The organism is Paraburkholderia sp. BR14374 (genome assembly GCF_040948685.1).
Taxonomy (GTDB): Bacteria; Pseudomonadota; Gammaproteobacteria; order Burkholderiales; family Burkholderiaceae; genus Paraburkholderia; species Paraburkholderia youngii.
Window position 1 is genome coordinate 113,133 of record NZ_JBFPKF010000001.1, and the last position, 22,823, is coordinate 135,955.

A 22,823-nucleotide genomic window follows, 5' to 3' on the forward strand; every position below is an offset into this window, starting at 1 on the left:
TTCGCACCCCAGCCGTTCAACGCTTCGTGACCCGCCCTCGCCCGATGACCCGCTTCACTCGCGCCGCTCGCTTTGCCGCGCCCGCGCGCCACTTCATCCCTTGGTTCAGCGCCGCAGCGCTCGCTCTAACTGCGCTGAGCGCGCACGCCGCGATCATCGTCACCGACGACAGCGGCGCGACCGTCACGCTCGCCGCGCCCGCGCAGCGCGTGATCAGCCTCGCCCCGCACGTGACCGAATTGCTGTACGCCGCGGGCGGCGGCCCGAAGATTGTCGGCGCGGTGTCGTACAGCGACTATCCGCCCGAAGCGAAACAACTGCCACGCGTCGGCGACAACAAGGCGCTCGACCTCGAACGCATCGTCGCGCTGAAACCGGATTTGATCGTCGTGTGGCGGCATGGCAATGCGCAGCGTCAGCTCGAGCGCTTGCGCGAGCTGCACGTGCCGCTCTTTTTCAGCGAGCCGCGCCGTCTCGACGACATCGCCGTGTCGCTGACGAAGCTCGGCCGGCTGCTAGGCACCTCCGCGAGCGCGGACGCGGCGGCGGCCGCCTATCGCGACGACATCGGCCGCCTGCGCGCGCGGTATGCGAATCGCCCCGTAGTCAGCGTGTTTTATCAGGTATGGGACCGGCCGCTGATGACGCTCAACGGCGAGCACATGATCAGCGACGTGATCACGCTATGCGGCGGCCGCAACGTGTTCGCGGACTTGCAGCCGCTCGTGCCGACCGTATCGACCGAAGCGGTGCTCGCGGCGAATCCGCAGGCGATCGTCACGGCGGCGCCCGGCGCGACGCAGCCCGACACGACGCTGCCGCAACTCGACGCATGGCGCGCGTGGCCGCGTCTCGCGGCCGTCGCGAACGACAACCTGTTTGCGATCGACGGCGATCTGATCAATCGCCCCGCGCCGCGCATCGCGCAAGGCGCGCGGCAACTGTGCGAGGACCTCGAAATGGCGCGCTCGCGCGCAAACAAACCCGCGCCATGACGCGCCGCGGGTCGCGCAAAAAAACGCTCAGTTCTCCGCATGACCACGCGGGTCACGCATTCCATCGCACCAGCGACCACTGCAGCGTCTCGTCGTTACGCCGCAACCAGACGATCCCGGCCATATCGAGCGACCACTGCAGGCAACGCGCGAGCGGCACCTCCAGCACCCACGAAGCGATCGCGCGCATCACCCCCGCGTGCGTGACCACGTACGCGGGCGAGAGCTCGCGCGTCAGCGCGAACGCATCGAACCACGCTCGCACGCGCGCGACGAATTGCGCGACGCTCTCGCCGCCATGCGCGCGCGCATGCTCGAAATTGGCGGCCCAGTCGTCGAGCTGGGCGCGATCGATCGTATCCCAGCGCTGCGCTTCCCATTCGCCGAAGTCCATCTCCTTCAGACGCTCGTCGTGACTGACCACGCAGCCGAAGTCGTTGGCGATCTCATTCGCGAGCGCGGCGCAGCGCGTGAGCGGACTCGTGATCAGCACGCGCGGCGCCGGCACCTGCAAGCTCGCGAGCTTGACCGCCAACGCATTGGACGTGACCTCGGCGCTTTCCGCCAACGCGACATCACTATGGCCGTAACAAACCCCCGCCTCGAGCGCGACAGCGGGATGTCGAATCAGGACGATATCCATGCAAGCCCCACCAGATAGATGCTCAATTCGAAGATTTGCTGCGCGAAGCCGAGACAGTCACCGGTATAGCCGCCGATGCGTCTGACGAAATAACGGCCCATCGCGAAGCGCAGCGCCAACAGCACGACACACGTGAGCGCGGCGAAACGAAAGTCGGGCGCGCCGGGGCCGTTCGGCCACAGCAGCCACGGCAGCCCGAACAGCGCGGCGCACAGGAGCGCCAGCCCGCTCAGACGCTGCGCGACCGGCTTCGCTTTGCCCGCGGCGCGCACATAGTCGAGCGTGGACAGATAACTGATCGCGCACGCGCGGCTCGCGCCATGCGCCGCAACCATCAGACTTGCGGCGGAAAGCGGCGGCAACGCGGCGAGCGTTTGCCACTTGATCGCCAACGCGATCACGAGCGCGATGGCACCGAAAGCACCGATGCGCGAGTCGTGCATGATGCGCAATGCATCGTCGCGCGTATAGGCGCCACCGAACGCATCGACGCAATCGGCTAGACCGTCCTCGTGGAACGCGCCCGTCACGAGCAGCGACGCGGCCATCGACAGCAGCACCGCGACGCCCGCCGGAAACACGCGCAGCGCGGCCAGATAGACGAGCGCGCTGAAGCCGCCGACCAGCACGCCGACGAGCGGAAAATAGCGCGCCGCCGCGTTCAGATAATGCGGCTCGTAGCCGACCCAGCGCGGCACCGGCACGCGCGTGAAGTAACCGAGCGCCGTGAAGAAATAGCGCAGCTCCGCGAGCGGGTTCATGGACGTGTCGAGTGCATGTTCGCTGCGATGCGGGCCGAGCTTCGCGTTGCCGCGAAGCGTGGGTTCGAGCGCGTCACGGTTCGCGATCCGCGACGCCCGCGGAATCGAAGCTGGCCATCTCGTTGACGAAGGCCGCCGCCGCGCGCAGCAGCGGCACCGCGAGCGCGGCGCCCGTGCCCTCGCCGAGCCGCATGTCGAGCGACAGCAGCGGCTGCGCGCCGAAATGATCGAGCATGCGCCGATGGCCGGCCTCGTTCGACGCATGCGCGAACACGCAGTACTCGCGCACGGCGGGCGACAGCGCATCGGCGACCAGCAGCGCCGACGTCGCGATGAAGCCATCCACGAGGATCGTCATGCGCGCCTCGGCGGCCGCCATAAATGCGCCCGTCATCATCGCGATCTCGAAGCCGCCGAAGGTCGCGAGCACGTCGAGCGGCGCGGTGGCGTCCGCATGACACGCGAGCGCCGCCGCGAGCACGTTGCGCTTCTTCGCGAGCCCGGCATTGTCGAGACCGGTGCCACGGCCGACGCAGTCGTCGATTGGCACGCCGCACAGGCGGCTCATCAGACAGGCGGCCGCCGACGTGTTCGCGATGCCCATCTCGCCGAAGCCGATCACGTTCGTGCCGAGCGCCGCGTGATGACGCACGCGCGCGGCGCCTGCCTGCATCGCGGCGAGCGTTTCGGCCTGCGTCATCGCGGCTTCGTGCGCGAAGTTGCGCGTGCCGGGCCCGACCGGAATGTCGACGACTCCGTCGGTGGACGGCAGCGGCGTCGCGATGCCCGCGTTGACCACTTCGAGTTCGAGACCGGCGACGCGGCTGAGCGCATTGATCGCCGCGCCGCCCGCGATGAAGTTCGCGACCATCTGCGCGGTCACCGCTTGCGGATACGGGCTCACGCCTTCGGCGGCGATACCGTGATCGCCCGCGAACACGATCATCGCGGGACGCTGCACGCTGGGACGCGTACTGCGCTGGATCAGGCCCATCTGCCGTGCGAGCGTTTCGAGCCGGCCGAGGCTGCCGGGCGGTTTGGTGCGCGTATCGATGATCCGTTGCAGCTCGGCGCGCAGCGTCTGATCGAGCGGCGCGACTTCGGGCAAACCGGCCGGGAGTGGGATGCGAGTCATAGGTGTGATCGAAACAAGGTATAGGGGATTAATAGTCAGCCTGACTGTTCGTCATGACCGGGAGGCGATTCATGACGCGCGCGCGGCGCGGGAATCAGCGCCTCGTGCTCGCCATCGCGAATCAGAATCAGCGGATAGCCGAACGCGCGGCTCGTCAACGCGGGCGTCAGCACGTCGCGCACCGGGCCCGCATACGCGCCGCCCGCGCCGTCGAGCAGCAACGCGTGCGTCGAGAAGCGGCGCGCGAGGTTCAGGTCGTGGCAGGAAAACAGCACACTGCGCGGCATGCTGCGTCCCGGCTCGCGCGTCCATGCAACGAGCGCTTCGAGGCAGTCGATCTGGTGATGCAGGTCGAGATGCGACAACGGTTCGTCGAGCAGCAACAGCGGCGCGTCCTGGCACAGCACTGCCGCGAGCGCGACGCGCTGACGCTCGCCGCCCGATAGTGACAGCACGTCGCGCGCCGCAAAGCCCGCAAGGCCGAGCGATTCGAGCGCCGCCTGTGCAGCCGCGCGATCTTCATCGCGCTCCCAGCCCCAACCGCCCAGATGCGGGAAGCGATTCAGCAGCACGATGTCGAGCACGCTGGCATTGAACGCATCGGCCGCGCTTTGCGGCATCAGCGCGCGGCGCCGTGCGAGCGGCAGAGGCTGCCAGTCGGCCACGCGCACGCCATCGAGTTCGACATGGCCCGCCGCCGGATGCAACAGGCCCGCCAGCGTCGACAGCAAGGTGGTCTTGCCCGCGCCGTTCGGCCCGGCGATACACCAGACTTCGCCCGCATTGAAGGTGTGCGTGAACGCGTCGAGCAAGGTGCGCGCGCCGGCGCGCAGTGTCAGGCGCTGCGTGCTCAGCATCGAAGAGGTGGGGCTGGGTTCGGCTTGCATCATCGGCGGCGTTTGAGCAGCATCCAAAGGAACACCGGCACGCCGACCAGCGACGTGATCACGCCGACCGGCAATTGCGCGGGCGCAATCACGGTCCGCGCGATCAGATCCGCGCCCATCACCGCGACACCGCCGCCGAGTGCAGCGGCCGGCAGCAGCATGCGCTGGTCGTTGCCGAACGCGAGCCGCAGCATATGCGGCACGACGAGACCGACGAAGCCGATCGTGCCCGCGGTCGTCACCGCCACGGCCGCCGCCAGCGACGCGACCAGGTACACGCGCAAACGCAGTGGCATTACCGCGACGCCGAGCGCTTGCGCGGCTGCGTCGCCGCGCAGCAGCACGTTCAGACGCGGCGCGGCTGGCACGATCGCGAGCAACACGAGCGCGAGCGCGATCAGCGCGGTCCACGGCAGCGCGCCGCCATTGAGGTCGCCGGTCAGCCAGAACAGCATGCCGCGCAGACGGCTATCGGGCGCGAGATTGAGCAGCAGCGTAATCATCGCGCCCCACCCGGCCGCGATCACCGCGCCGGTCAGCAGCAAGCGCGGCGACGTGTCCTGCGGCTCGCCGCGCCACAGTTCGCGACGCGCGAGTCCGAGCACCAGCAGGATCGACACGAACGCACCCGCGAACGCGCTCGCATCGACGATCCACCATGCGCCGCCCGCGATCATCGCGACCAGCGCGAAGCTGGCCGCGCCGCCCGACACGCCGAGCACGTACGGCTCGGCCAGCGGATTGCGCAGCAGCACCTGCAGCAGCGCGCCGGCGAGCGCGAGCAACGCGCCGCACGCGAAGCCCGCGAGCGCGCGCGGCAATCGCAACGTGCGCACGATTTCGCCGGTGAGATCGTCGCTGCCCGTGGCGCCGAACGTGTGCGTTGGCACGAGCGCCGCAAGCACGCGCGACGGCGCGAGCGGCACGCTGCCGAGCACCAGCGACGCGCCGAGCAGCGCGACGGCGGCGAGCGCGAGCCCGAGCCAGATCGCGGCCGCGCGTTTCGCGTTCATCGGGCGCGGCGTTGCCATCGCGGCGGACAGCGAACCGGACGCGCGACTCATCCGCGTGCGCTCACGCATGCGGCCAACCCGGCGCGCGCGTCACTGCTGCTGCCAGCCGAGCATGACATACGCACCGCGTCGCGGCGAGTTATACGAGTAGGCCGTCTCATAGTCCTTGTTGAACAGATTGTCGATTTGCGCGCTGACGTACCACGCCTTCGTGATGTTGTAGCGCGCCGATAGATTCACGATGCCATAACCGCCGAGCTTGCCGGTGCTGTCTGGACGCGGACCGCTGACGATCCACTCGCCCCCAACCCGCCATCCACCGATGCTGCGATTCGCCGCGAACGACCCGAAGCGTCGCGCGCGTCGCACGAGGTCGGTACCGCTGTCGAGATCGACCGGGTTCTGCAGCGTCAATGTCGCGCGTACGTCGGTCTTGCCGACATGACCGCTCCACGATCCTTCGAGTCCCTGCACCTTCGCATGGCCGACGTTCTCCGCGAGATAGATGCCGGGGATCGTCTGCACGTAGTCGATCAGATTCGTATAGCGCGTCTGGAATGCGTTCAGACGCATCACGCCGAGCGCATCGGTCGCGTACTGCAAACCGGCTTCGACCGAGTGACTGCGCTCGGGCTGGATCGACGGGTTGCCGCTGATCGGATAGTACAGATCGTCGAAGCTCGGCGCGCGGAACGCATCGGAATAGCTTGCGGTTACCTTCCAGTGCGACGTGATGTCGAAACCGTAGCCGAGATAGTAACTGTTCGCTCCGCCGAAATCGGAGTACTGGTCGCGGCGTACGTTGGCCTGAATCTGGTTGCGGCCGAAGCGTGCGCTGTAGCCGGCGAAGACCGAATCGACGTGACGGTCGGGCGCGGCGAACGTGTCGGAGTCGAGAGTCTGGTCGAGATGCTCGTAGCCGAATTGCAGCTTCTGGTTCGCGGCGAGCGCGAAATCGTTCTGCCACGTGTACTGGCGATTGTCGGTATCGAAGCGGTCGTTGTAGATGCCATTGGTGTTCGATACGCTGCGGTCGTCGCCCTCGGCGAGCGTGAAGTGGGTGGTCCACCAGTCGGTCAGCTTGCCGTTCGCAAACACCGATACCTGACGCACCTTGCTATAGAGGTTGTTCAGATCGGTTGGCACGCCGTACGCATTGTCGTAGCTGTTGTTGTTGTTCGACTGGAAGTAGCTGACGCCCGCATCCCACTTGTCGGTGAACTCATGGCGCAGCGACGCGCTGATGCTCTCGTTCAGATTGCCGTTCGCGTTCGGATTCGCGCCCGGCGCCTCGAGCGGATCGAGCGACGAAAAGCCGTCGCTCTTCGTGCGCGCTAGCGAGATGTTGAAGGTCGTGCGGCCGTCCTGATCGAGCGCGCCGTTCACGCCGGCCGTTTGCATCTGCGTGTGATAGCTGCCGTAGCCGAGCGAAAAATTGAAGCGCGGCGGATGATCGCCGCCGTCTTTCGTGAACACCTGCACGACACCGCCGATCGCGCCCGAGCCGTACAACGCCGACACGTTGCCGTTCACGACTTCGACGTGATCGACCTGGTCGAGCGGAATCTGTGCGAGCTGAGCGGAGCCGAGACTCACCGAATCGACGCGCACGCCGTCGATCAGCAGCAGCGATTGCGTCGACGACGCGCCGCGCAGAAAGAGGCTCGTGGTCGAACCGGGGCCACCCGTGCGCGAAATTTGCGCGCCGGGCGCGAGTCGCAGCAGGCCGGGCAGATCGGTCGCGGTCGTGTCGGCGATATCCTGCTGATCGAACTGCGTGGTCTGCGGGATCGCGTCGCGCAACGCTTGCGCTCCGCGTTGTGCGGTCACGACGATCGGCGACAGCACGTTGCCCGATGCATCGGCGGAAGTGGGATTGGCCGCATCGGCAACGTTTAGGGCGTTCGCGGTGTTTGCATCCGCAGCTGACGATGAAGGCACAGGCTCGGCGCTTTGCGCATGCGCGACGAGCGGCAGGCTCGCGAACGCGAGCAGCGTCGCGCGGGCGATGGGGGACAACATGGGATGACATTCCTGTGGATGGCATGCGCGGCCTGCTTCCCCGCAGGCCGACGCGTCACGAGGCGTCCCCCATGTTTAACGTTTTCGCGGGGGACGTCCCTCTTTTCTGGCCGGTATCCGGGCTACGACACATCGATCCCGCCTTCCCACGCGTGACGCGCAGTGGCACACTCGCAGATTGAACTTCCAACCGTGCGACAAGGACCGACCTGCATGAGCACATCACATGCGGTCGTTTACCGTTGCGGGGGCAGCGCAGGTTCGCGCATCCGGTTTGGCACCGCGCGCGCCCTGCTTCCCGTTTAACTGCGCGCGCCGAAAAGCGCGCGCGGGCACCAGAGTGCGGGAAGTGTAGGAGCGGCTTCGCGGGGCGTCAAGAAAGGCCAACCGGAGCGCGATCCGTTCTGTCGAATGCAGGTTATTGTCCGATGGATTGCCGGTGTTTGATCTTATGGTCGACGACACGACTCGCAACGAACTTGCATGAAGCGATGCTGTTACGTCTCGAAACGAGACAATTGTCGGAACCTGTAATATTCCGCGCTAAAATGCGATGTCTTTAGAGGACGCAGCACATGCTCACCGAACTCGAATCACTCTCCCAGAACATCGGCAAGCTGATTGCGATCAGCAAGCGCCACAACGAAGCGCGGATCGCGCTCGAAGAGCAGCTCGCGCAAACGCGTGCCGAAGTACAAGCCACGCACACCGAACTCGCGCAATTGCGTGCCGAGCGCGACGCACTGCAAGCTGAACGCGACGCGCTGTCCGCCAAGATCGACGACGCTCAGGTGCGCCTGAATGCGATTCTCGAAAAATTGCCGCGCGCACGCGCAAGCAGCGAACCGGATAACCAGCTCGATCTGCTCGAGTCCGCCCAGCCCGAACACGAGGAAGCGGAAGGCGACGTGAGCCGACACGGAGAAAGCGCATGACCACCAAGCAGATCGAAGTATCGATTCTGGAAGTACCCTACCGTCTCGCCTGTTCGCCCGAAACGGAAGGCGCGCTGCTCGAGGCGGTCGCGCGCGTCGACGCCGAGATGAAGAAAATCCGCAGCGGCAGCAATGTGCGCGGCACCGATCGCATCGCGGTGATGGCGGCACTGTCGCTGGCATCGGAACTGCTTAAGCTGCAAAGCAGTGTGCGACACGGAGAAGCATTTCCTGCTGAAGAAATCCGGCGTACAATGCAGCAAATGAACGAACAGCTAGGTACTGTGATTGAGCAGTACAGCATGCAGTAAGCAGTAGTTGACTCAATAGCGGGCCGGTTTCGAACCGGTCGCTTGTTCAACAGTTTGTGTTGTAGCTTCATCGTTTAGCTTCCCTGCCTGGTTCGCCAAGGTCATATATTCCTTGAACCAATGCCATGTGCACGGTTGCGGAAATTTGTAGCACGGGTGTGCGCGTCACTCTGTCTGATGTACCCGAAGTGTTGCTAACTGCGACCAATTCTGAACCCTCGGTTCAGGATGCCGGCCTAGCGGCTAAGGCGGGGACCTTATCTGGAACGGCATCGGACTTCGGTTCGATGCCGTTTTTCTTTGGTCGTCGTTCTTTCGTTTGAGTGCCTGTTTCAGGGGCTTTCCGCACGCGCCTGTTGTTGGCGCCTCGTTCAATCTCACACGCTCACTCCGATTCATGCGCTACTGGCTGATGAAGTCCGAACCGGACGAAGCAAGCATCGACGACCTCGCCAACGCACCGCATCGCACCTTGCCGTGGACCGGCGTGCGCAACTATCAGGCGCGCAACTTCATGCGCGACGTGATGCAGGTCGGCGACGGCGTGCTCTTCTATCATTCGAGCTGTCCGGAGCCCGGCATCGCGGGCATCGCGGAAGTCTCGTCGACCGCGTATCCGGACCCGACGCAGTTCGATAAAAAGAGTCCGTACTACGACCCGAAATCGTCGCCGGAAACGCCGCGCTGGATGCTCGTCGACGTCGTGTTCAAGAAGAAAATCGCGCTGATTCCGCTGGCCGCGCTGCGCGAGCATGCCGAATTGCAGGACATGCGCGTGCTCGCCAAAGGCAACCGTCTGTCGATCACACCGGTGACCGACGCCGAATGGCGCTTCATTACTAAACAGCTGGTTTAAGGGCAAATGCGCGACGCGGCGCGTGTCGTGATCGCGTCCGGGCGATCATTTCCGATGCGGCGGCGAAGTACTAATTGGGGAACCAAGCGTCGGTAAAACGCGCCTAATCGGTCGACGAACGCGCGAGCTCGAATCAACCGCTCAACGGCACCCCCGATCCATTCGCCAGCGCATCCGTCAAACCGCGCGCCACCATCGCGTCATCACGCGGCGCACGCGTCGAACGTGCACAACCTAGTCAAACAAGGATTCCAGCCATGACGACAAAAACCGCACGGGCTCTCGCACTCGCGCTCGCCTTTGGCGCGCCTGTGGCGCTCGCGCTGAACCCAGCGCCCGCTCGCGCACAAACCATGATGCCGCAGCCCTCGGGCGTGTTGTCGCTGAACGCGCAGGCGAGCGCGGAAGTCCCGCAGGACGAAGTCGAAATCACGCTGTTTTACGAGCAGGAAGCGAGCGAGCCGTCGGCGTTGACGGCGACGCTGAACCAACGTGCCGACGCGGCATTGCAGAAGGCGCGCGGCGTCGCCGGCGTAACCGCGCGCTCGGGTGCGTTCTCGATCTTCCCGTCGACGGACCGTGACGGACGCATCTCGGCGTGGCGCGGCCGCACGGAAGTCGTGCTCGAATCGCGCGACTTCGCCGCGGCTTCGAAGCTCGCCGGACAGATGGCATCGATCATGCAGGTGGGCAACGTGCGTTTCTCGCTGTCGCCGGAAGCGCAGCGCGCCGCCGAACAGCGGCTCAGCGGCGAGGCGATCAAATCGTTTCGCGAGCAGGCCGCGGCATCGTCGCAGGCGTTCGGCTTTAGCGGCTATTCGATCCGCGAGGTCAACGTGAATCACAGCGGCGTGATGCCGCGTCCGATGATGATGAGCGCACGCACGATGGGCGCCGACGCGAAGAGCGCGCCGATGCCGCTCGAAGGCGGCACCTCGACGGTGACGGTCAACGTGTCGGGGTCGGTGCAGATGAAGTGACGCGCACGCGCGAACGCCAGCGCATCAAAGAGAAACGCCACGGCATCCATCGAAGCCGTGGCGTTTTTTCATGCAGCGCTCGCTACGCGAGCCTGGCGTCGCTCAGTTCGCGCCAACCGCCTGTGCCGGCTCGCGCCGCCCACGGCGATACGCCCACACCATCAGGCCGATGCCCGCGAGGATCATCGGCAGCGACAGCCATTGACCCATCGACAGCCCCATCGCGAGCAGGCCGAGGAAATCGTCCGGCTCGCGCGCGAATTCGACCGTGAAGCGCGCGAGGCCGTAGCCGATCAGGAACATCGCGGAGATCGCGCCGAGCGGCTTCGGCTTGCGCGAGAAGAAAATCAGCACGAAAAACAGCGCCACGCCTTCGAGCGCGATCTCGTACAGCTCCGACGGATGCCGCGGCAGCATGTGATATTGCGCAAACACTTCGTTCAGATGCCATTGCGCGGCCAATTGCGGATGCGCGGCGAGCCAGCTGGCGTCGTCAGGCGCGGCGCCGGGGAACAGCATCGCCCACGGCGCGGCCGGATCGGTCACGCGACCCCACAGCTCGCCGTTGATGAAGTTGCCGAGCCGCCCCGCCGCGAGGCCCGTGGGCACCATCGGCGCGACGAAGTCGGTGACCTGCAGCCACGAGCGCTTGCGCTGATACGCGAACAGCATCATCGCAATGGTGACGCCGAGAAAGCCGCCGTGAAACGACATACCGCCTTCCCACACCTTGAAGATGTCGAGCGGATGCGCGAAGTAGAAGCTGGCCTTGTAGAACAGCACATAGCCGAGCCGGCCGCCGAGGATCGTGCCAAGCACGCCGAAGAACAGCATGTCGTCGATGTCTTTCGCGGTCCAGCCTTGCGCGGCGACGTACGGCAGCCGCAGCCGCAGCCGGGCGACCACGATCGCCGCGACGAACGCGACGAGGTACATCAAGCCATACCAGCGCACGGCGAGCGGCCCCAGATGGATGGCGACAGGGTCGAAATTCGGGTGAATGAGCATCGTGTAGTTATGGGCAGTTCAGGTTCGAAAGCAGTTTTACAGGATCAGAAGCGGGATCTAGACGCGCAAGGCCACGCTCGCCGCATGCGCGCGCACGATGTCGATGAAGCCCGCCAGCACCGGGCTGACCTCGTCGGTACGCCAGACGAGCCCCGTTTCGATCGCGGGCACCGACTCGGACAACGGCCGGTACACGACGCCCGTGCGCCGCAGGTTACGCAACGATTGCGGCACCAGTGCGACGCCCATGCCGGCCGACACGAGACTCACGATGGTCTGCATCTGGATCGCCTCCTGGCCGATCCGCGGCGCGAGCCCCGCGACGCCGTAGCAATCCATAATGATGTCATAAAAGCCTGGCGCGAGACGTCTCGGGAAGATCACGAGCGGCGCGTCGCCGAGATCGCGCAAGCTGACGGGCGTGTCGAGCCATTCGGCGGCGGGGTCTTCATTTGGCTTGCCCTTGCCGTTTTTGTTCACGCTGCCTTGCAAGCCTCGCGCCATCTCCGTCGACATCGCGATCACGAGCGGCTCGCGCGCGATCGGCAGCCACGACAGCTGCGATGCATGCCGCGACGGCAGCGGCGCGATCACCAGACCCGCGTCGATACGCCCAGCCACCAGTTCCTCGACCTGCACGTCGCTGGTCGCCTCGGTCAGCTCGAGCCGCACGCGCGGATGCCGCGCGCCGAAATCGCGCAGCAGCAGCGGCAGCAGGCCGTAATCCGCGGTCGACACGAACGCGAGCGACAGCACGCCCGCCTCGCCGCGCGCGAGGCTCTGCGCGAGCGGTCTTAAACCTTCCGCCGCCGCGAGCAGCCGCTGCACCTCCGGCAGCAGATCGGCGCCGACCGCGGTCAGCTCCACCGAGCGCTTGGTGCGCGCGAACAGCTCGACGCCGAGCGTCTCTTCGAGCGCGCGGATCGCCTGCGACAGCGGCGGCTGCGTCATCGACAAACGCGCGGCTGCGCGCCCGAAGTGCTTTTCTTCGGCGACGGTGACGAAATAGCGCAACTGGCGCAGATCAGGAATCGTCGGCAGCATGATTAATATAATTTACGACCTGAACAGCCGCGAATAATACATGCGACGCGGGCCACGCAAAACCGCCTGTTCGCGCGGTCTGGCGGAACTACACTGAACGGATGCGCGCGCGGGCGCCGCGTGCGCACTCAACAGAACAGCCAGATCTGGAGCTCCCCATGGCCTACAACCGTCGTTCGAAGAACATCACGCAAGGCATCGCGCGTTCCCCGAATCGCTCGATGTACTACGCGCTCGGGTACCAGAAGGAGGATTTCGACAAACCGATGATCGGCGTCGCCAACGGCCACTCGACGATCACGCCGTGCAACGCGGGCCTGCAGCGTCTGGCCGACGCGGCCGTCACCGCGATCAAGCGCGCCGACGCGAATCCGCAGACCTTCGGCACGCCGACCATCTCGGACGGCATGTCGATGGGCACCGAAGGCATGAAGTACTCGCTGGTGTCGCGCGAGGTGATCGCCGACTGCATCGAGACCTGCGTGCAGGGTCAATGGATGGACGGCGTGGTCGTGATCGGCGGCTGCGACAAGAACATGCCTGGCGGCATGATCGGCCTCGCGCGCATGAACGTGCCGGGCATCTACGTGTATGGCGGCACGATCCGGCCGGGCAACTGGAAAGGCACCGATCTGACGATCGTGTCGTCGTTCGAGGCGGTCGGCGAATTCACGGCGGGCCGCATGTCGCAGGAGGATTTCGAGGGCATCGAGAAGAACGCGTGTCCGTCGACCGGTTCGTGCGGCGGCATGTACACGGCCAATACGATGAGCTCGTCGTTCGAGGCGCTCGGCATGTCGCTGCTGTATTCGTCGACGATGGCGAATCCCGACCAGGAGAAGGTCCACTCGGCCGCCGAATCGGCGCGCGTGCTCGTCGAAGCGGTGAAAAAGGATCTGAAGCCGCGCGACATCATCACGAAGCAGTCGATCGAAAACGCGGTTGCCCTGATCATGGCGACCGGCGGCTCGACCAACGCGGTGCTGCACTATCTGGCGATCGCGCACGCGGCCGAGGTCGAATGGACGATCGAGGACTTCGAGCGCATGCGCAAGAAAGTGCCGGTGATCTGCAACCTGAAACCGTCGGGCCAGTATGTCGCCACCGATCTGCACAAGGCGGGCGGCATTCCGCAGGTGCTGAAGATCCTGCTCGACGCCGGGCTTCTGCACGGCGATTGCATGACTATCACCGGCAAAACGCTCGCCGAGGAGCTGAAGGACGTACCCAGCAAACCGCGCAGCGATCAGCAGGTGATCTTCCCCATCGACCACGCGCTGTACGCCGAAGGCCATCTCGCGATCCTGAAGGGCAATCTCGCCGAAGACGGCGCGGTCGCCAAGATCACCGGGCTGAAAAACCCGGTCATCACGGGTCCGGCGCGCGTATTCGACGACGAGCAGAGCGCGCTCGAAGCGATCCTCGCCGACAGGATCGTCGCCGGTGATGTCGTCGTGCTGCGCTATCTGGGCCCGAAGGGCGGCCCCGGCATGCCGGAAATGCTTGCGCCGACCTCGGCGATCATCGGCAAGGGGCTCGGCGAATCGGTTGGGCTCATCACCGACGGCCGCTTCTCGGGTGGCACGTGGGGCATGGTGGTCGGGCACGTCGCGCCGGAGGCGTTCGTCGGCGGCACGATCGCGCTCGTGCAGGAAGGCGATTCGATCACGATCGACGCGCACCGGCTGCTGCTGCAACTGAACATCGACGACGCCGAGCTGCAGCGCCGCCGCGCCGCATGGCAGGCGCCGAAGCCGCGTTATACACGCGGCGTGTTGGCGAAGTATTTCGCGCTCGCGCTGCCGGCGAATCGAGGGGCGGTGACGGGTTAATTGCTACGGGCCGGCGCGCCCCGCTCCGCTGGACGAACCCGCCGCCACGCTACGCAAAAACGCCAGGGGCGCACGAAAATCCGTGCGCCCCTTTGCTCTTATAATGCGTGCACCACGAGCCGGGCAACTGCACTGGCGGAGACCATAATGAAATCGATGTCGTACGCAGCCGTAGCAGCCTCTGTTGCGCTCGCCGCCGCATTGAGCGCCACGAGTCCCGCAGCCCGCGCCGAAGCAGCCGGCCTCGCGCTCGCCCAGCAGAAGAACTGCATGAGTTGCCACTCGGTCAACCGCCCGTTCATGGGGCCGGCGCTGCACGACGTCGCTATCCGGTATGCGGGTCGCGACGACGCCGCGACCTATCTTAAGCACAAGATCCTCGATGGCAGCACCGGCGCATGGGGAACCATGCCGATGCCCGCGAACACGCAACTGACGCCCGATCAGGCGGCCACGCTGGCGGCCTGGGTGCTGACTCTCAAATAACGGACCTTTCGTGTCGCCGCGGCGTCAACGCGAGCGCCGCGCGATTTCTTCTTCCACCGCTTCACGTACCCAACCGGTCATCTCGGCTTCGAGTGTCTGCGCGACCTCGCGCGTGATCTGACTGACGAGCAGGCTCGTGTGCTGCTGCACTGAGTCGCGGCAGCGCGCCTCGATGATGCCGCGCCCCTCGCCCGTCAGAAAACGCTGGAAGCGTCCGTGCAAACGTTCGGCGAGCGCGTCGGCGTCGAGTGGGGGCTGAGCGGGAGCGGCTTCGTGCGCGCCTTCATGGGCGACGTCCGGCGGCACGGTCGCGCCGGCTTCGAGCGGTATGAAGGGTTCGGTACGATCGAACACGCCGGGCGACACCTCGGGCACGTCCTCATGCAGTCCTTCATGCAGGCCGTCGCGCAGCTCCTCATGCCCATGTCGCGCATGAATGCCGTGATGCGGCCGGGCCTGCTTTCTCGCGTGCGTGTGATCGGCCACGTGCGGCTGATGAAGTTCGGTCTGCGCCGGCTCCGGCGCGAGAACCGGCTCGGGCGAACTCAGTTGCTCGGGTGTGGGCACGGGCTGCGGCGCGAGCACGGGCTCGGGCGCCAGCGTCGGTTCGACCGGAGGCGCGGCCGGATGCGCGGCCGGCGGCGCGAACGCGGGCTCGGTGCGCAATCCCGGCTCGCGCGCCGCCGGTTGCGCGGCTGCTGGGGTTGCGGGCTTGGCGCCCTGGGGCGCGGGCGCGGCGCCATCGGCCGACGCCTCGCGCGTTTCGCGCGCGCGGCCCGGCACGATGACCTCGTTCAGGATCGGAATCGAATTGTCGTTGGGATCGGACACGTGCGCTCTCCGTGTTTGAGTCGAAGCCAGGGCAGGCGGTCCGCATGCCGCGAGAGCGGAACGAACTAGCCGCCCTGCTTGTAGTTGTTCAAAGCATAGCCGCGATCGCGATAGAAGCGATAGCGCTCGCGGCCCGCAGCGAGTTCCTCGTGTGCGTTACCGACCACTTCGAGCAATCTTTCGAAGCGCGCGAATTGCGCCGGCACCGTTGCGCCCAGATTCAGCAGCACCTGATGATGCGGCACGTCGTCGAGATTCGTGGCCAGCACGACGGGCGTATCGGCGGCAAGCGGAGTGCCCGCCATGCAGTGCGGCACGAAGTCGAGCGGTGAGAAGCTCCACAGCATTTCGTCGAACGCGCGCAGACGCGCGGGCTCGGCCAGCACGACGAGCGGCTGGCCCGCCAGATACGCCTTGCGCACGAGGCGGCACGCGTACAGCAGCGAATCGCCGACGTTCGAGTGAAAGTCGATTCTCGTCATCGGCCGCTCCGCCCCGCTTGCCGTGCGCCGTGCGCGCGCTTAGCGCACTGCGTCATTGGCCGGCGCGGTCGATCAGGAACTGCGCGAGCAGCGGCACCGGACGACCCGTCGCACCCTTCGCCGCGCCGCTCTTCCACGCGGTGCCGGCGATGTCGAGATGCGCCCACGGGTACGAATCCGTAAAGCGCGACAGGAAGCAAGCGGCCGTCACGCTGCCGGCCGGACGCCCGCCGATGTTCGCGACGTCGGCGAAATTCGACTTCAGTTGATCCTGGTACTCGTCGTCGAGCGGCAGGCGCCAGGCCGGGTCGGCCGCTTCGCGCGACGCGTCGAGCAGTTCGCCCGCGAGCGCATCGTCCTTCGAGAACAGGCCGCTGTTGTGATGGCCGAGCGCGATGATGCAGGCGCCCGTCAGCGTCGCGATGTCGATCACCGCGGCCGGCTTGAAGCGCTCCGCGTAGGTGAGCGCGTCGCACAGAATCAGGCGGCCCTCGGCGTCGGTGTTCAGCACCTCGATCGTGATGCCCTTCATGCTGGTGACGATGTCGCCCGGCTTGGTCGCCGTGCCCGACGGCATGTTCTCGACGGCCGGAATGATGCCGACCAAGTTGATCTTCAGACCCATTTCGGCGACCGCGCGCAGCGTGCCGAGCACCGAGCCCGCGCCGCACATGTCGTACTTCATCTCGTCCATGCCCTCGCCCGGCTTCAGCGAGATGCCGCCCGTGTCGAACGTGACGCCCTTGCCGACCAGCACGACCGGCGCGGCCTTCGCGGCGCCGCCCTGGTACTGCAGCACGATGAACTGCGCCGGCTCGACCGCGCCCGCGGTGACCGACAGGAACGAGCCCATCTTCAGCGCTTCACACTGCTTCTCGCCGAGCACCTCGACCTTCAGCTTCCAGTCTTTCGCGAGCTTCTTCGCGGTGTTCGCAATGTAGGTCGGCGTGCAGACGTTGCTCGGCAGATTGCCGAGGTCGCGCGTCAGGTCCATGCCGTTCGCAAGCGCGGCACCCTGCTTCGCGGCGAGCTTGGCGGCCTTCTCGTCGCCCATGTTGACGCTGAACACGACGCGCTTCAACGCGCGCGGCGTGTTGTCCGGCTTGCTCTTCATCTGCGTGAAGCGGTAGGTCAGCTCGCGCAGCGCAAGGATCGCGGCGCGCACGCACCAGTCGGCCGTGCGCTCGAGCACCGGCAGTTGTGCGAGCGTGAACGTGACCTGCACGATCTTCGTGCCGAGCAGCGCGCGCCAGGCGGCGCGGACCGCCTCGCCGTAGGCTTTCTGACTGAAAGCATCCTGTTTGCCGAGGCCGACGAGCAGCACGCGCGACGCGCCGATACCCGACACCTCGTGCAGGAACAGCGTGGTACCCGCCTTGCCGTCCATGTCGCCCGCCTTGATGATGCGCGTGAGCAGGCCCTTGGTGGCCGCGTCGATTTCCAGCGCGGCGCCCGACAGCGTTTGCGACTCGAACACACCGATCACGATGCAATCGGATTTCCCGGTCAGGAAACCGTTCGTCGAGCCTTTGGTCCAATCACAGGCTTTTATGCTAAAGTCCATCGCGCTTGTCCTCGGATAAAATCTGGGCTTAGGATGAAAGCCGCAATTATCCGCTATTTTTCCCGCGGCGGCTGCACCGGAGGCGTGACGGGAACGAACCCCCGCGTCGCCGTGAGCGCCCCCTCTCGTCATCAATAATGATCTTTGAACGCTCCCTCCAGCGCGAGCTCGCGTACACGGCTGGCGCCGTGTTCATGGTTCTCCTCACGCTCGTGCTGACGACGATGATGATCCGCATCGTCGGCTTCGCGGCCTCGGGTGAGATCGATCCGCGCGACGTGCTGGTCCTGATCGGCCTCACCGTGATCGGCTATCTGGCCATCATGCTCGTCGCGACGCTGTTCGTGTCGATCCTGTTCGTGCTCACGCGCTGGTACAAGGACTCCGAGATGGTCGTGTGGCTGTCTTCGGGCGTCAGTCTCACGCAATTCATCAAGCCGATCGGTATCTTCGCCACACCGATCATCATCCTGATCATGTTCTTCGTGTTCGTCGGCTGGCCGTGGTCGAACCAGCAGAGCAAGCTGATCCGCGCGCGCTTCCAGCAGCGCGACGAAGTCTCGCTGCTGGCTCCCGGGCAGTTCCGCGAATCGCCGAGCACGCACCGCGTGTTCTTCATCGAGAAGATGTCGCCCGACCAGGGGCACGTGGAAAACGTGTTCGTGACGAGCACCGAGGGCGGCAAGGTCAACGTCGTGGTGTCGAAGAACGGCCACGTCGAGACGCATAAGAACGGCGACCGCTTCGTCGTGCTGGAAAACGGCCGCCGCTACGACGGCGAGCCGGGCCACCCCGATTTCCGCATCATGGAGTTCGAGCGCTACGGCGTGAAGATCCAGAGCCAGCCGGTCGTCAATACACCGACCACCACCGGCTTGCCGACAATGACGCTGCTGCGCAATCCGACCAACGAGAACCTTGCCGAATTCGCGTGGCGCGCGGGTCTGCCGTTGATCGCGATAAACCTGATGCTGCTCGCGATTCCGCTCGCGCACCAGAACCCGCGGCGCAGCCGCACGATCAACCTCGTGATGGCCGTGTTGATCTACCTCACCTATTCGAATCTGCTGAACGTCGTGCAGGCGTGGATCGAGCAGGGCAAGATGTCGTTCGGCATCGGGCTCGTGATCCTGCACGTGATCGTGCTCGGCATCGTCGCGTTCATCTTCTGGATGCGGGTGCGCAACCGGCCGCTGTTCACACGCGCCATGTTCAGCCGTTCGCAGGGAGCCTGACCGATGCGCATTTATGAAAGATATTTCGCGCGTCAGATCTATCTCACGTTCGTCTTCATCCTGTTTGCATTTTCAGGTCTGTTCTTCTTCTTCGACCTGATCAACGAACTGAACTCGGTCGGCCACGGCAACTACAAGTTTCAGTACGCGGTGCTGCGCGTCGCACTGCAAACGCCGTCGCGCTTCTACGAAATCATTCCGGTCGCGGCGCTGATCAGCGCGATCTACGTATTCGCGCAGATGGCGGCCAACTCCGAGTACACGATCTTCCGCGTGTCCGGTCTCGCCACCAACCGGGCGCTGCGCTCGCTGCTGAAAATCGGCATTCCGCTCGTGCTCGTCACCTATCTGATCGGCGAAGTGGTCGGCCCCTACACGGATCAGCTGTCCGAGCGCGTGCGGCTCGAGGCGCTCGGCTCATCGGTGTCGAGCAACTTCCAGTCGGGCGTGTGGGTCAAGGACACGCTGACCGAGCGCGCCGACGGCGAGCAGGTCACGCGCTTCGTCAACGTCGGCGAACTGAGACCCGACGCGACGATCAGCAACGTGCGCATCTACGAGTTCGATTCGAAGTTCCGTCTGTCGAACATCCGCATCGCGCAGAGCGGCCGTTATCAACCACCGGGCCACTGGCTGCTGACTGGCGTGACCGACACGCAACTGCTCGACGTGGCCCGAGTTCCCGGCACGCCGGACGATGCGCTCAATCCGGTGTATCGCGCGAACCAGGTCACGCTGCCTGAGTATTCGCTGCGCTCGGAGCTGACGCCGCAGATTCTGTCGGTGCTGCTGGTGTCGCCGGACCGGATGTCGATGTTCAATCTGTTCCGCTATATCCAGCATCTGACCGAAAACCATCAGGACACGCAGCGCTATGAAATCGCGCTTTGGAAAAAGGTACTGTATCCGTTCGCGGTGTTCGTGATGCTGGTGCTGTCGCTGCCGTTCGCGTATCTGCATACGCGCGCGGGCGTGGTCGGCATGAAGGTGTTCGGCGGCATCATGCTCGGCATGAGCTTCCAGTTGTTCAACACGCTGTTCTCGCACATCGGCACGCTCAATACGTGGCCCGCGCCATTGACTGCGGCGACGCCGGGGCTCATCTACCTGGTGCTCGGGCTCGTCGGGTTGAAGTGGGTCGACCGGCACTAACTCGCAACGCCAGAGGGCGTTGAGAGGCATCGTCAGGAGCTGATGCGATGGCTATGCACGGACTGATTCTGTTTGGCCACGGCGCGCGCGATGCGCGCTGGCGCGAGCCGTTCGAGCGACTCGCCGACAAGCTGCGCGCCGCGCGCGCGGCAACGGGCGAAGCGGATGCGGTTACGCTCGCCTTTCTGGAACTGATGGAACCCGACCTGCCCGCGGCCGTAGCGCACCTCGTCACGCAAGGCTGCGCTGCGATCACTGTGGTGCCGGTGTTCTTCGGCCAAGGCGGACATGTCCGCACGGATTTGCCCGCGCTCGTCGAGCAATGCCGCGCCGCGCATCCCGGTGTCGAGATTCGCTGCGCGGTGGCGGTCGGTGAGGATGATTCGGTGCTCGATGCGCTCGCGCAGTATTGCTTGCGGCAGCTCTGATTTTTTCGTTCTAGTTGTTCAGATTCGCCGCTCTTTCAGGCCGGCCCTGCCGGGGACATTCAGGCCGCGACCAGCATCCCGTTCGACGAGCGCTTCGCCTCGGTCTGCCGCGCCGCGAACGCCTCGCCGATCATCAACAGACTCGGCTGCGACGCATCGACCCAGCGCTGCGCTTCGCCCGCCGCCAGATCTTCGAGTGTCAGCGTCAGCATGCGTTCGCGCGGCGTGCTGCACGCCTCGACGATCGCCACGGGCGTCGTCGCGGGCTTGCCGGCGTCGATCAGTTGCTGTGCGATCTCGACGCCGCTGTCGCGGCCCATGTAGAACACCAGCGAATCGGCGTTGACCTGCTCGCGGATCTCGTCGGAACCGGGCGCGCGGCTGAAGGTTGCGAGCGCGACGCTGCGCGACACGCCGCGCAACGTCAGCGAACGCTTCAGCGTGGCCGCGCTCGCCAGTGCGGCGGTGATGCCCGGCACCACTTCATACTCGATGCCCGCGGCTTCGAGCGCGCGCATCTCTTCGTCGGCGCGGCCGAACAGCATCGGATCGCCGCCCTTCAGACGCACGACCACGTCGTGCTCCAAAGCCGCATCGACGATCTGCTTGTTGATGAACTGCTGGGCCGTCGATAGCTGCCCGCAGCGCTTGCCGACCGCAATGCGCTTCGCGCGCGCGGGCGCGTAGTCGAGCATCGCCGGCTCGACCAGCGCGTCGTGCAGCACCACGTCGGCGGCGCCTAGCAGCCGCGCGCCGCGTACCGTGATCAGGTCCGCAGCACCGGGTCCCGCGCCGATCAGATAAACCTTACCCATTGACCTCAACCTGTTCGTTGGAGCGGACGCAGGCGGCGCGTTGCGCCGCTGCGTGGCCCTGCCGTCGCCTACCGGCCTATGCTGAACTCAGGCCGAAAACGCCCGGATCATGCCGGCCGCGACGGTATGGTTCGTCGCCTCGTCGATCAGCACGAACGCGCCCGTGCCCTGATGCGCGTCGTACGCATCGCATACGAGCGGCTTCTGCAAAGTCAGCGCGACACGACCGATGTCGTTCATCGCCAGTTCCTTGCGATCGGTCGCCTGCGAAAGCGTATGCACGTCGAGCACTTCCTTGATCGCACCGATCTTCGCGAATACCGTATTGGTGGTCTGCTTCAGCAGATACTTGCGCTGCGTCGACAGCGGCGTGTCGTCGAACCAGCACAGGTCCGCTTCGAGCTTCTTCGCCGGTTGCGGCGCCGCTGCTCGCAGCACGAAGGTGTCGCCGCGCGACACGTCGACGTCTTCCGCGAGACGGATCGTCACCGTCTGACCGGCGAACGCGCGGTCCACCTGCGCGGTACCGCCGACCACCGGCGCGATGATCTCGGCCACGGTCGCTTCGCGATTGGCCGGCAGCACGACGATCGTGTCGCCCAGCTTCACTTCGCCCGATTCGACGCGGCCCATGTAGCCGCGGAAATCGTCGGCCTGGCTGCCGTCCTGACGCGCGACCCACTGCACCGGGAAGCGCAGCGCCTCACCGCTCGCGGTTTCGACCGGCAGCGCTTCGAGCACGTCGAGCAGCGGCTGGCCCGCGTACCACGGCATGCGCTCGCTCGCGGTGACGATGTTGTCGCCCTTCAGCGCCGACACCGGCACGAAGCGCACGTCCTGCAGTCCGAGGTGACGCGCGAGTTCGACATACGCGTCGCGGATCTCGTTGAAGCGCGCTTCGCTGTAGTCGACGAGGTCCATCTTGTTGATCGCGACGATCACGTGCTGCAAACCGAGCAGCTTGACGATCGCGCTATGACGCTTGGTTTGCGGCAGCAGTTGCGCGACGCCGTTTTCAAACGTCACGCGCGTCGCGTCGACGAGGATGATCGCCGCATGCGCGGTCGAGGCCCCCGTCACCATGTTGCGCGTGTACTGCTCGTGGCCCGGCGTATCGGCGATGATGAACTTGCGCTTGGCGGTCGCGAAGTAGCGATACGCGACGTCGATCGTGATGCCCTGCTCGCGCTCGGCTTCGAGGCCGTCGGTCAACAGCGACAGATCGATTTCGTCGCCGACGGTGCGCTTGTTCTTCGCGCGCGACAGTGCCGACAACTGGTCGCTCAATACCGCCTTGCTGTCGTACAGCAGGCGACCGATCAGCGTGCTCTTGCCATCGTCGACGCTGCCCGCGGTGATGAAACGCAGCACGCCGAGGTCTTCTGGTTGATGAATACTGCTCATGATT

23 protein-coding genes, 1 other RNA gene and 1 riboswitch are annotated in these 22,823 nt (G+C 65.4%); of the genes, 11 read left to right on the plus strand and 13 right to left on the minus strand.

Annotation, left to right across the window (positions count from 1 at the left end; all coding sequences use genetic code 11):
- The first annotated feature begins 44 nt into the window (after nt 1-44).
- Nucleotides 45-995, plus strand: coding sequence for a cobalamin-binding protein (locus AB3X86_RS00460; protein WP_368594528.1), 951 nt, complete (start codon nt 45-47; stop codon nt 993-995).
- A gap of 52 nt (nt 996-1,047) precedes the next feature.
- On the opposite strand, the gene cobC is transcribed toward AB3X86_RS00460, so the two are convergent.
- The 6 genes from cobC to AB3X86_RS00490 form a co-directional block, all read right to left on the minus strand.
- Nucleotides 1,048-1,638, minus strand: a complete 591-nt coding sequence (cobC, locus tag AB3X86_RS00465; protein ID WP_176121149.1) for an alpha-ribazole phosphatase — start codon at nt 1,636-1,638, stop codon at nt 1,048-1,050.
- Nucleotides 1,623-2,399: an adenosylcobinamide-GDP ribazoletransferase gene (locus tag AB3X86_RS00470; RefSeq protein ID WP_368594529.1), complete on the minus strand. Its 777-nt coding sequence runs from the start codon at nt 2,397-2,399 to the stop codon at nt 1,623-1,625. The genes cobC and AB3X86_RS00470 overlap by 16 nt, the downstream gene beginning before the upstream one ends.
- 73 nt (nt 2,400-2,472) lie before the next feature.
- Nucleotides 2,473-3,534: a nicotinate-nucleotide--dimethylbenzimidazole phosphoribosyltransferase gene (gene cobT, locus AB3X86_RS00475; protein ID WP_368594530.1), complete on the minus strand. Its 1,062-nt coding sequence runs from the start codon at nt 3,532-3,534 to the stop codon at nt 2,473-2,475.
- A 35-nt stretch (nt 3,535-3,569) separates the two neighbouring features.
- Nucleotides 3,570-4,424 carry an ABC transporter ATP-binding protein gene (locus AB3X86_RS00480; protein ID WP_368594985.1) on the minus strand — a complete coding sequence of 285 codons (855 nt, stop codon included), beginning with the start codon at nt 4,422-4,424 and terminating at the stop codon, nt 3,570-3,572.
- Nucleotides 4,421-5,485 (minus strand): FecCD family ABC transporter permease, encoded by a 1,065-nt coding sequence (locus AB3X86_RS00485; RefSeq protein ID WP_368594531.1) that lies wholly within the window; start codon nt 5,483-5,485, stop codon nt 4,421-4,423. Before AB3X86_RS00485 ends, AB3X86_RS00480 begins: the two co-directional genes overlap by 4 nt.
- A gap of 39 nt (nt 5,486-5,524) precedes the next feature.
- A complete protein-coding gene (locus tag AB3X86_RS00490; protein WP_368594532.1) occupies nt 5,525-7,456 on the minus strand; it encodes a TonB-dependent receptor in 1,932 nt (643 codons plus the stop codon).
- 90 nt (nt 7,457-7,546) lie between these two features.
- Nucleotides 7,547-7,811: riboswitch (cobalamin riboswitch) on the minus strand.
- A 220-nt stretch (nt 7,812-8,031) separates the two neighbouring features.
- On the opposite strand from AB3X86_RS00490, the gene AB3X86_RS00495 reads away from it, so the two are divergent.
- The 5 genes from AB3X86_RS00495 (at nt 8,032) to AB3X86_RS00515 (ending at nt 10,538) form a co-directional block, all read left to right on the plus strand.
- A complete protein-coding gene (locus AB3X86_RS00495) occupies nt 8,032-8,391 on the plus strand; it encodes an ATPase (protein ID WP_176109314.1) in 360 nt (119 codons plus the stop codon).
- A complete protein-coding gene (locus AB3X86_RS00500) occupies nt 8,388-8,702 on the plus strand; it encodes a cell division protein ZapA (RefSeq protein WP_013088698.1) in 315 nt (104 codons plus the stop codon). The genes AB3X86_RS00495 and AB3X86_RS00500 overlap by 4 nt, the downstream gene beginning before the upstream one ends.
- A gap of 77 nt (nt 8,703-8,779) precedes the next feature.
- Nucleotides 8,780-8,961, plus strand: a non-coding RNA gene (ssrS, locus tag AB3X86_RS00505) — 6S RNA.
- Between the two features lie 138 nt (nt 8,962-9,099).
- Nucleotides 9,100-9,558 (plus strand): EVE domain-containing protein, encoded by a 459-nt coding sequence (locus AB3X86_RS00510; protein ID WP_368594533.1) that lies wholly within the window; start codon nt 9,100-9,102, stop codon nt 9,556-9,558.
- Nucleotides 9,559-9,815: 257 nt separating this feature from the next.
- Complete coding sequence (locus tag AB3X86_RS00515; protein WP_368594534.1) at nt 9,816-10,538, plus strand: SIMPL domain-containing protein; 723 nt, start codon at nt 9,816-9,818, stop codon at nt 10,536-10,538.
- A 102-nt stretch (nt 10,539-10,640) separates the two neighbouring features.
- Here AB3X86_RS00515 and lgt read toward each other — a convergent pair whose 3' ends face one another.
- On the minus strand, nt 10,641-11,546 hold the full coding sequence (lgt, locus tag AB3X86_RS00520) for a prolipoprotein diacylglyceryl transferase (protein ID WP_176109317.1): 906 nt from the start codon (nt 11,544-11,546) through the stop codon (nt 10,641-10,643).
- A 57-nt stretch (nt 11,547-11,603) separates the two neighbouring features.
- On the minus strand, nt 11,604-12,590 hold the full coding sequence (locus AB3X86_RS00525; RefSeq protein ID WP_368594535.1) for a LysR family transcriptional regulator: 987 nt from the start codon (nt 12,588-12,590) through the stop codon (nt 11,604-11,606).
- A 158-nt stretch (nt 12,591-12,748) separates the two neighbouring features.
- On the opposite strand from AB3X86_RS00525, the gene ilvD reads away from it, so the two are divergent.
- Together ilvD and AB3X86_RS00535 are read left to right on the plus strand one after the other, a co-directional pair.
- Nucleotides 12,749-14,422 (plus strand): dihydroxy-acid dehydratase, encoded by a 1,674-nt coding sequence (gene ilvD / locus AB3X86_RS00530; RefSeq protein ID WP_368594536.1) that lies wholly within the window; start codon nt 12,749-12,751, stop codon nt 14,420-14,422.
- Between the two features lie 147 nt (nt 14,423-14,569).
- Entirely contained in the window at nt 14,570-14,908 is a 339-nt protein-coding gene (locus tag AB3X86_RS00535) for a c-type cytochrome (protein ID WP_176379182.1), read from the plus strand.
- 24 nt (nt 14,909-14,932) lie between these two features.
- Here the strand turns inward: AB3X86_RS00535 and AB3X86_RS00540 are convergent, their stop codons facing one another.
- The 3 genes from AB3X86_RS00540 to AB3X86_RS00550 form a co-directional block, all read right to left on the minus strand.
- Entirely contained in the window at nt 14,933-15,739 is an 807-nt protein-coding gene (locus AB3X86_RS00540) for a DUF2486 family protein (protein ID WP_368594537.1), read from the minus strand.
- A gap of 65 nt (nt 15,740-15,804) precedes the next feature.
- Nucleotides 15,805-16,221, minus strand: a complete 417-nt coding sequence (locus AB3X86_RS00545) for a DNA polymerase III subunit chi (protein WP_368594538.1) — start codon at nt 16,219-16,221, stop codon at nt 15,805-15,807.
- Nucleotides 16,222-16,273: 52 nt separating this feature from the next.
- Nucleotides 16,274-17,785, minus strand: a complete 1,512-nt coding sequence (locus AB3X86_RS00550; protein ID WP_368594539.1) for a leucyl aminopeptidase — start codon at nt 17,783-17,785, stop codon at nt 16,274-16,276.
- Between the two features lie 137 nt (nt 17,786-17,922).
- Between AB3X86_RS00550 and lptF the strand changes: the two genes are divergently transcribed.
- From lptF to AB3X86_RS00565, 3 genes are read left to right on the plus strand one after another with little or no spacing between them, the layout of a single operon-like run.
- Entirely contained in the window at nt 17,923-19,020 is a 1,098-nt protein-coding gene (gene lptF / locus AB3X86_RS00555) for an LPS export ABC transporter permease LptF (protein ID WP_013088688.1), read from the plus strand.
- A 3-nt stretch (nt 19,021-19,023) separates the two neighbouring features.
- Entirely contained in the window at nt 19,024-20,172 is a 1,149-nt protein-coding gene (gene lptG, locus AB3X86_RS00560; protein ID WP_176121137.1) for an LPS export ABC transporter permease LptG, read from the plus strand.
- A 47-nt stretch (nt 20,173-20,219) separates the two neighbouring features.
- The gene (locus AB3X86_RS00565) at nt 20,220-20,600 is read left to right on the plus strand and encodes a sirohydrochlorin chelatase (RefSeq protein WP_368594540.1); all 381 of its coding nucleotides are present in this window, start codon (nt 20,220-20,222) and stop codon (nt 20,598-20,600) included.
- A gap of 59 nt (nt 20,601-20,659) precedes the next feature.
- Here the strand turns inward: AB3X86_RS00565 and cobA are convergent, their stop codons facing one another.
- Entirely contained in the window at nt 20,660-21,415 is a 756-nt protein-coding gene (cobA, locus tag AB3X86_RS00570; protein ID WP_090803404.1) for a uroporphyrinogen-III C-methyltransferase, read from the minus strand.
- Between the two features lie 87 nt (nt 21,416-21,502).
- Nucleotides 21,503-22,819, minus strand: coding sequence for a sulfate adenylyltransferase subunit 1 (locus tag AB3X86_RS00575; RefSeq protein ID WP_368594541.1), 1,317 nt, complete (start codon nt 22,817-22,819; stop codon nt 21,503-21,505).
- Nucleotides 22,820-22,823 lie beyond the last annotated feature (4 nt).

Bases quoted from the DNA above. Each gene is read 5' to 3' on its own strand.
- AB3X86_RS00500 (WP_013088698.1), top strand. From the start codon at position 8,388: ATGACCACCAAGCAGATCGAAGTATCGATTCTGGAAGTACCCTACCGT.
- AB3X86_RS00515 (WP_368594534.1), top strand. From the start codon at position 9,816: ATGACGACAAAAACCGCACGGGCTCTCGCACTCGCGCTCGCCTTTGGC.
- lptF (WP_013088688.1), top strand. From the start codon at position 17,923: ATGATCTTTGAACGCTCCCTCCAGCGCGAGCTCGCGTACACGGCTGGC.
- AB3X86_RS00495 (WP_176109314.1), top strand. From the start codon at position 8,032: ATGCTCACCGAACTCGAATCACTCTCCCAGAACATCGGCAAGCTGATT.
- AB3X86_RS00525 (WP_368594535.1), bottom strand. From the start codon at position 12,590: ATGCTGCCGACGATTCCTGATCTGCGCCAGTTGCGCTATTTCGTCACC.
- lptG (WP_176121137.1), top strand. From the start codon at position 19,024: ATGCGCATTTATGAAAGATATTTCGCGCGTCAGATCTATCTCACGTTC.
- AB3X86_RS00510 (WP_368594533.1), top strand. From the start codon at position 9,100: ATGCGCTACTGGCTGATGAAGTCCGAACCGGACGAAGCAAGCATCGAC.
- AB3X86_RS00485 (WP_368594531.1), bottom strand. From the start codon at position 5,485: ATGAGTCGCGCGTCCGGTTCGCTGTCCGCCGCGATGGCAACGCCGCGC.
- AB3X86_RS00535 (WP_176379182.1), top strand. From the start codon at position 14,570: ATGAAATCGATGTCGTACGCAGCCGTAGCAGCCTCTGTTGCGCTCGCC.
- AB3X86_RS00460 (WP_368594528.1), top strand. From the start codon at position 45: ATGACCCGCTTCACTCGCGCCGCTCGCTTTGCCGCGCCCGCGCGCCAC.
- AB3X86_RS00545 (WP_368594538.1), bottom strand. From the start codon at position 16,221: ATGACGAGAATCGACTTTCACTCGAACGTCGGCGATTCGCTGCTGTAC.
- AB3X86_RS00480 (WP_368594985.1), bottom strand. From the start codon at position 4,424: ATGATGCAAGCCGAACCCAGCCCCACCTCTTCGATGCTGAGCACGCAG.
- AB3X86_RS00470 (WP_368594529.1), bottom strand. From the start codon at position 2,399: ATGAACCCGCTCGCGGAGCTGCGCTATTTCTTCACGGCGCTCGGTTAC.
- lgt (WP_176109317.1), bottom strand. From the start codon at position 11,546: ATGCTCATTCACCCGAATTTCGACCCTGTCGCCATCCATCTGGGGCCG.
- AB3X86_RS00550 (WP_368594539.1), bottom strand. From the start codon at position 17,785: ATGGACTTTAGCATAAAAGCCTGTGATTGGACCAAAGGCTCGACGAAC.
- AB3X86_RS00565 (WP_368594540.1), top strand. From the start codon at position 20,220: ATGGCTATGCACGGACTGATTCTGTTTGGCCACGGCGCGCGCGATGCG.
- cobC (WP_176121149.1), bottom strand. From the start codon at position 1,638: ATGGATATCGTCCTGATTCGACATCCCGCTGTCGCGCTCGAGGCGGGG.
- AB3X86_RS00490 (WP_368594532.1), bottom strand. From the start codon at position 7,456: ATGTTGTCCCCCATCGCCCGCGCGACGCTGCTCGCGTTCGCGAGCCTG.
- cobT (WP_368594530.1), bottom strand. From the start codon at position 3,534: ATGACTCGCATCCCACTCCCGGCCGGTTTGCCCGAAGTCGCGCCGCTC.
- ilvD (WP_368594536.1), top strand. From the start codon at position 12,749: ATGGCCTACAACCGTCGTTCGAAGAACATCACGCAAGGCATCGCGCGT.
- AB3X86_RS00575 (WP_368594541.1), bottom strand. From the start codon at position 22,819: ATGAGCAGTATTCATCAACCAGAAGACCTCGGCGTGCTGCGTTTCATC.
- cobA (WP_090803404.1), bottom strand. From the start codon at position 21,415: ATGGGTAAGGTTTATCTGATCGGCGCGGGACCCGGTGCTGCGGACCTG.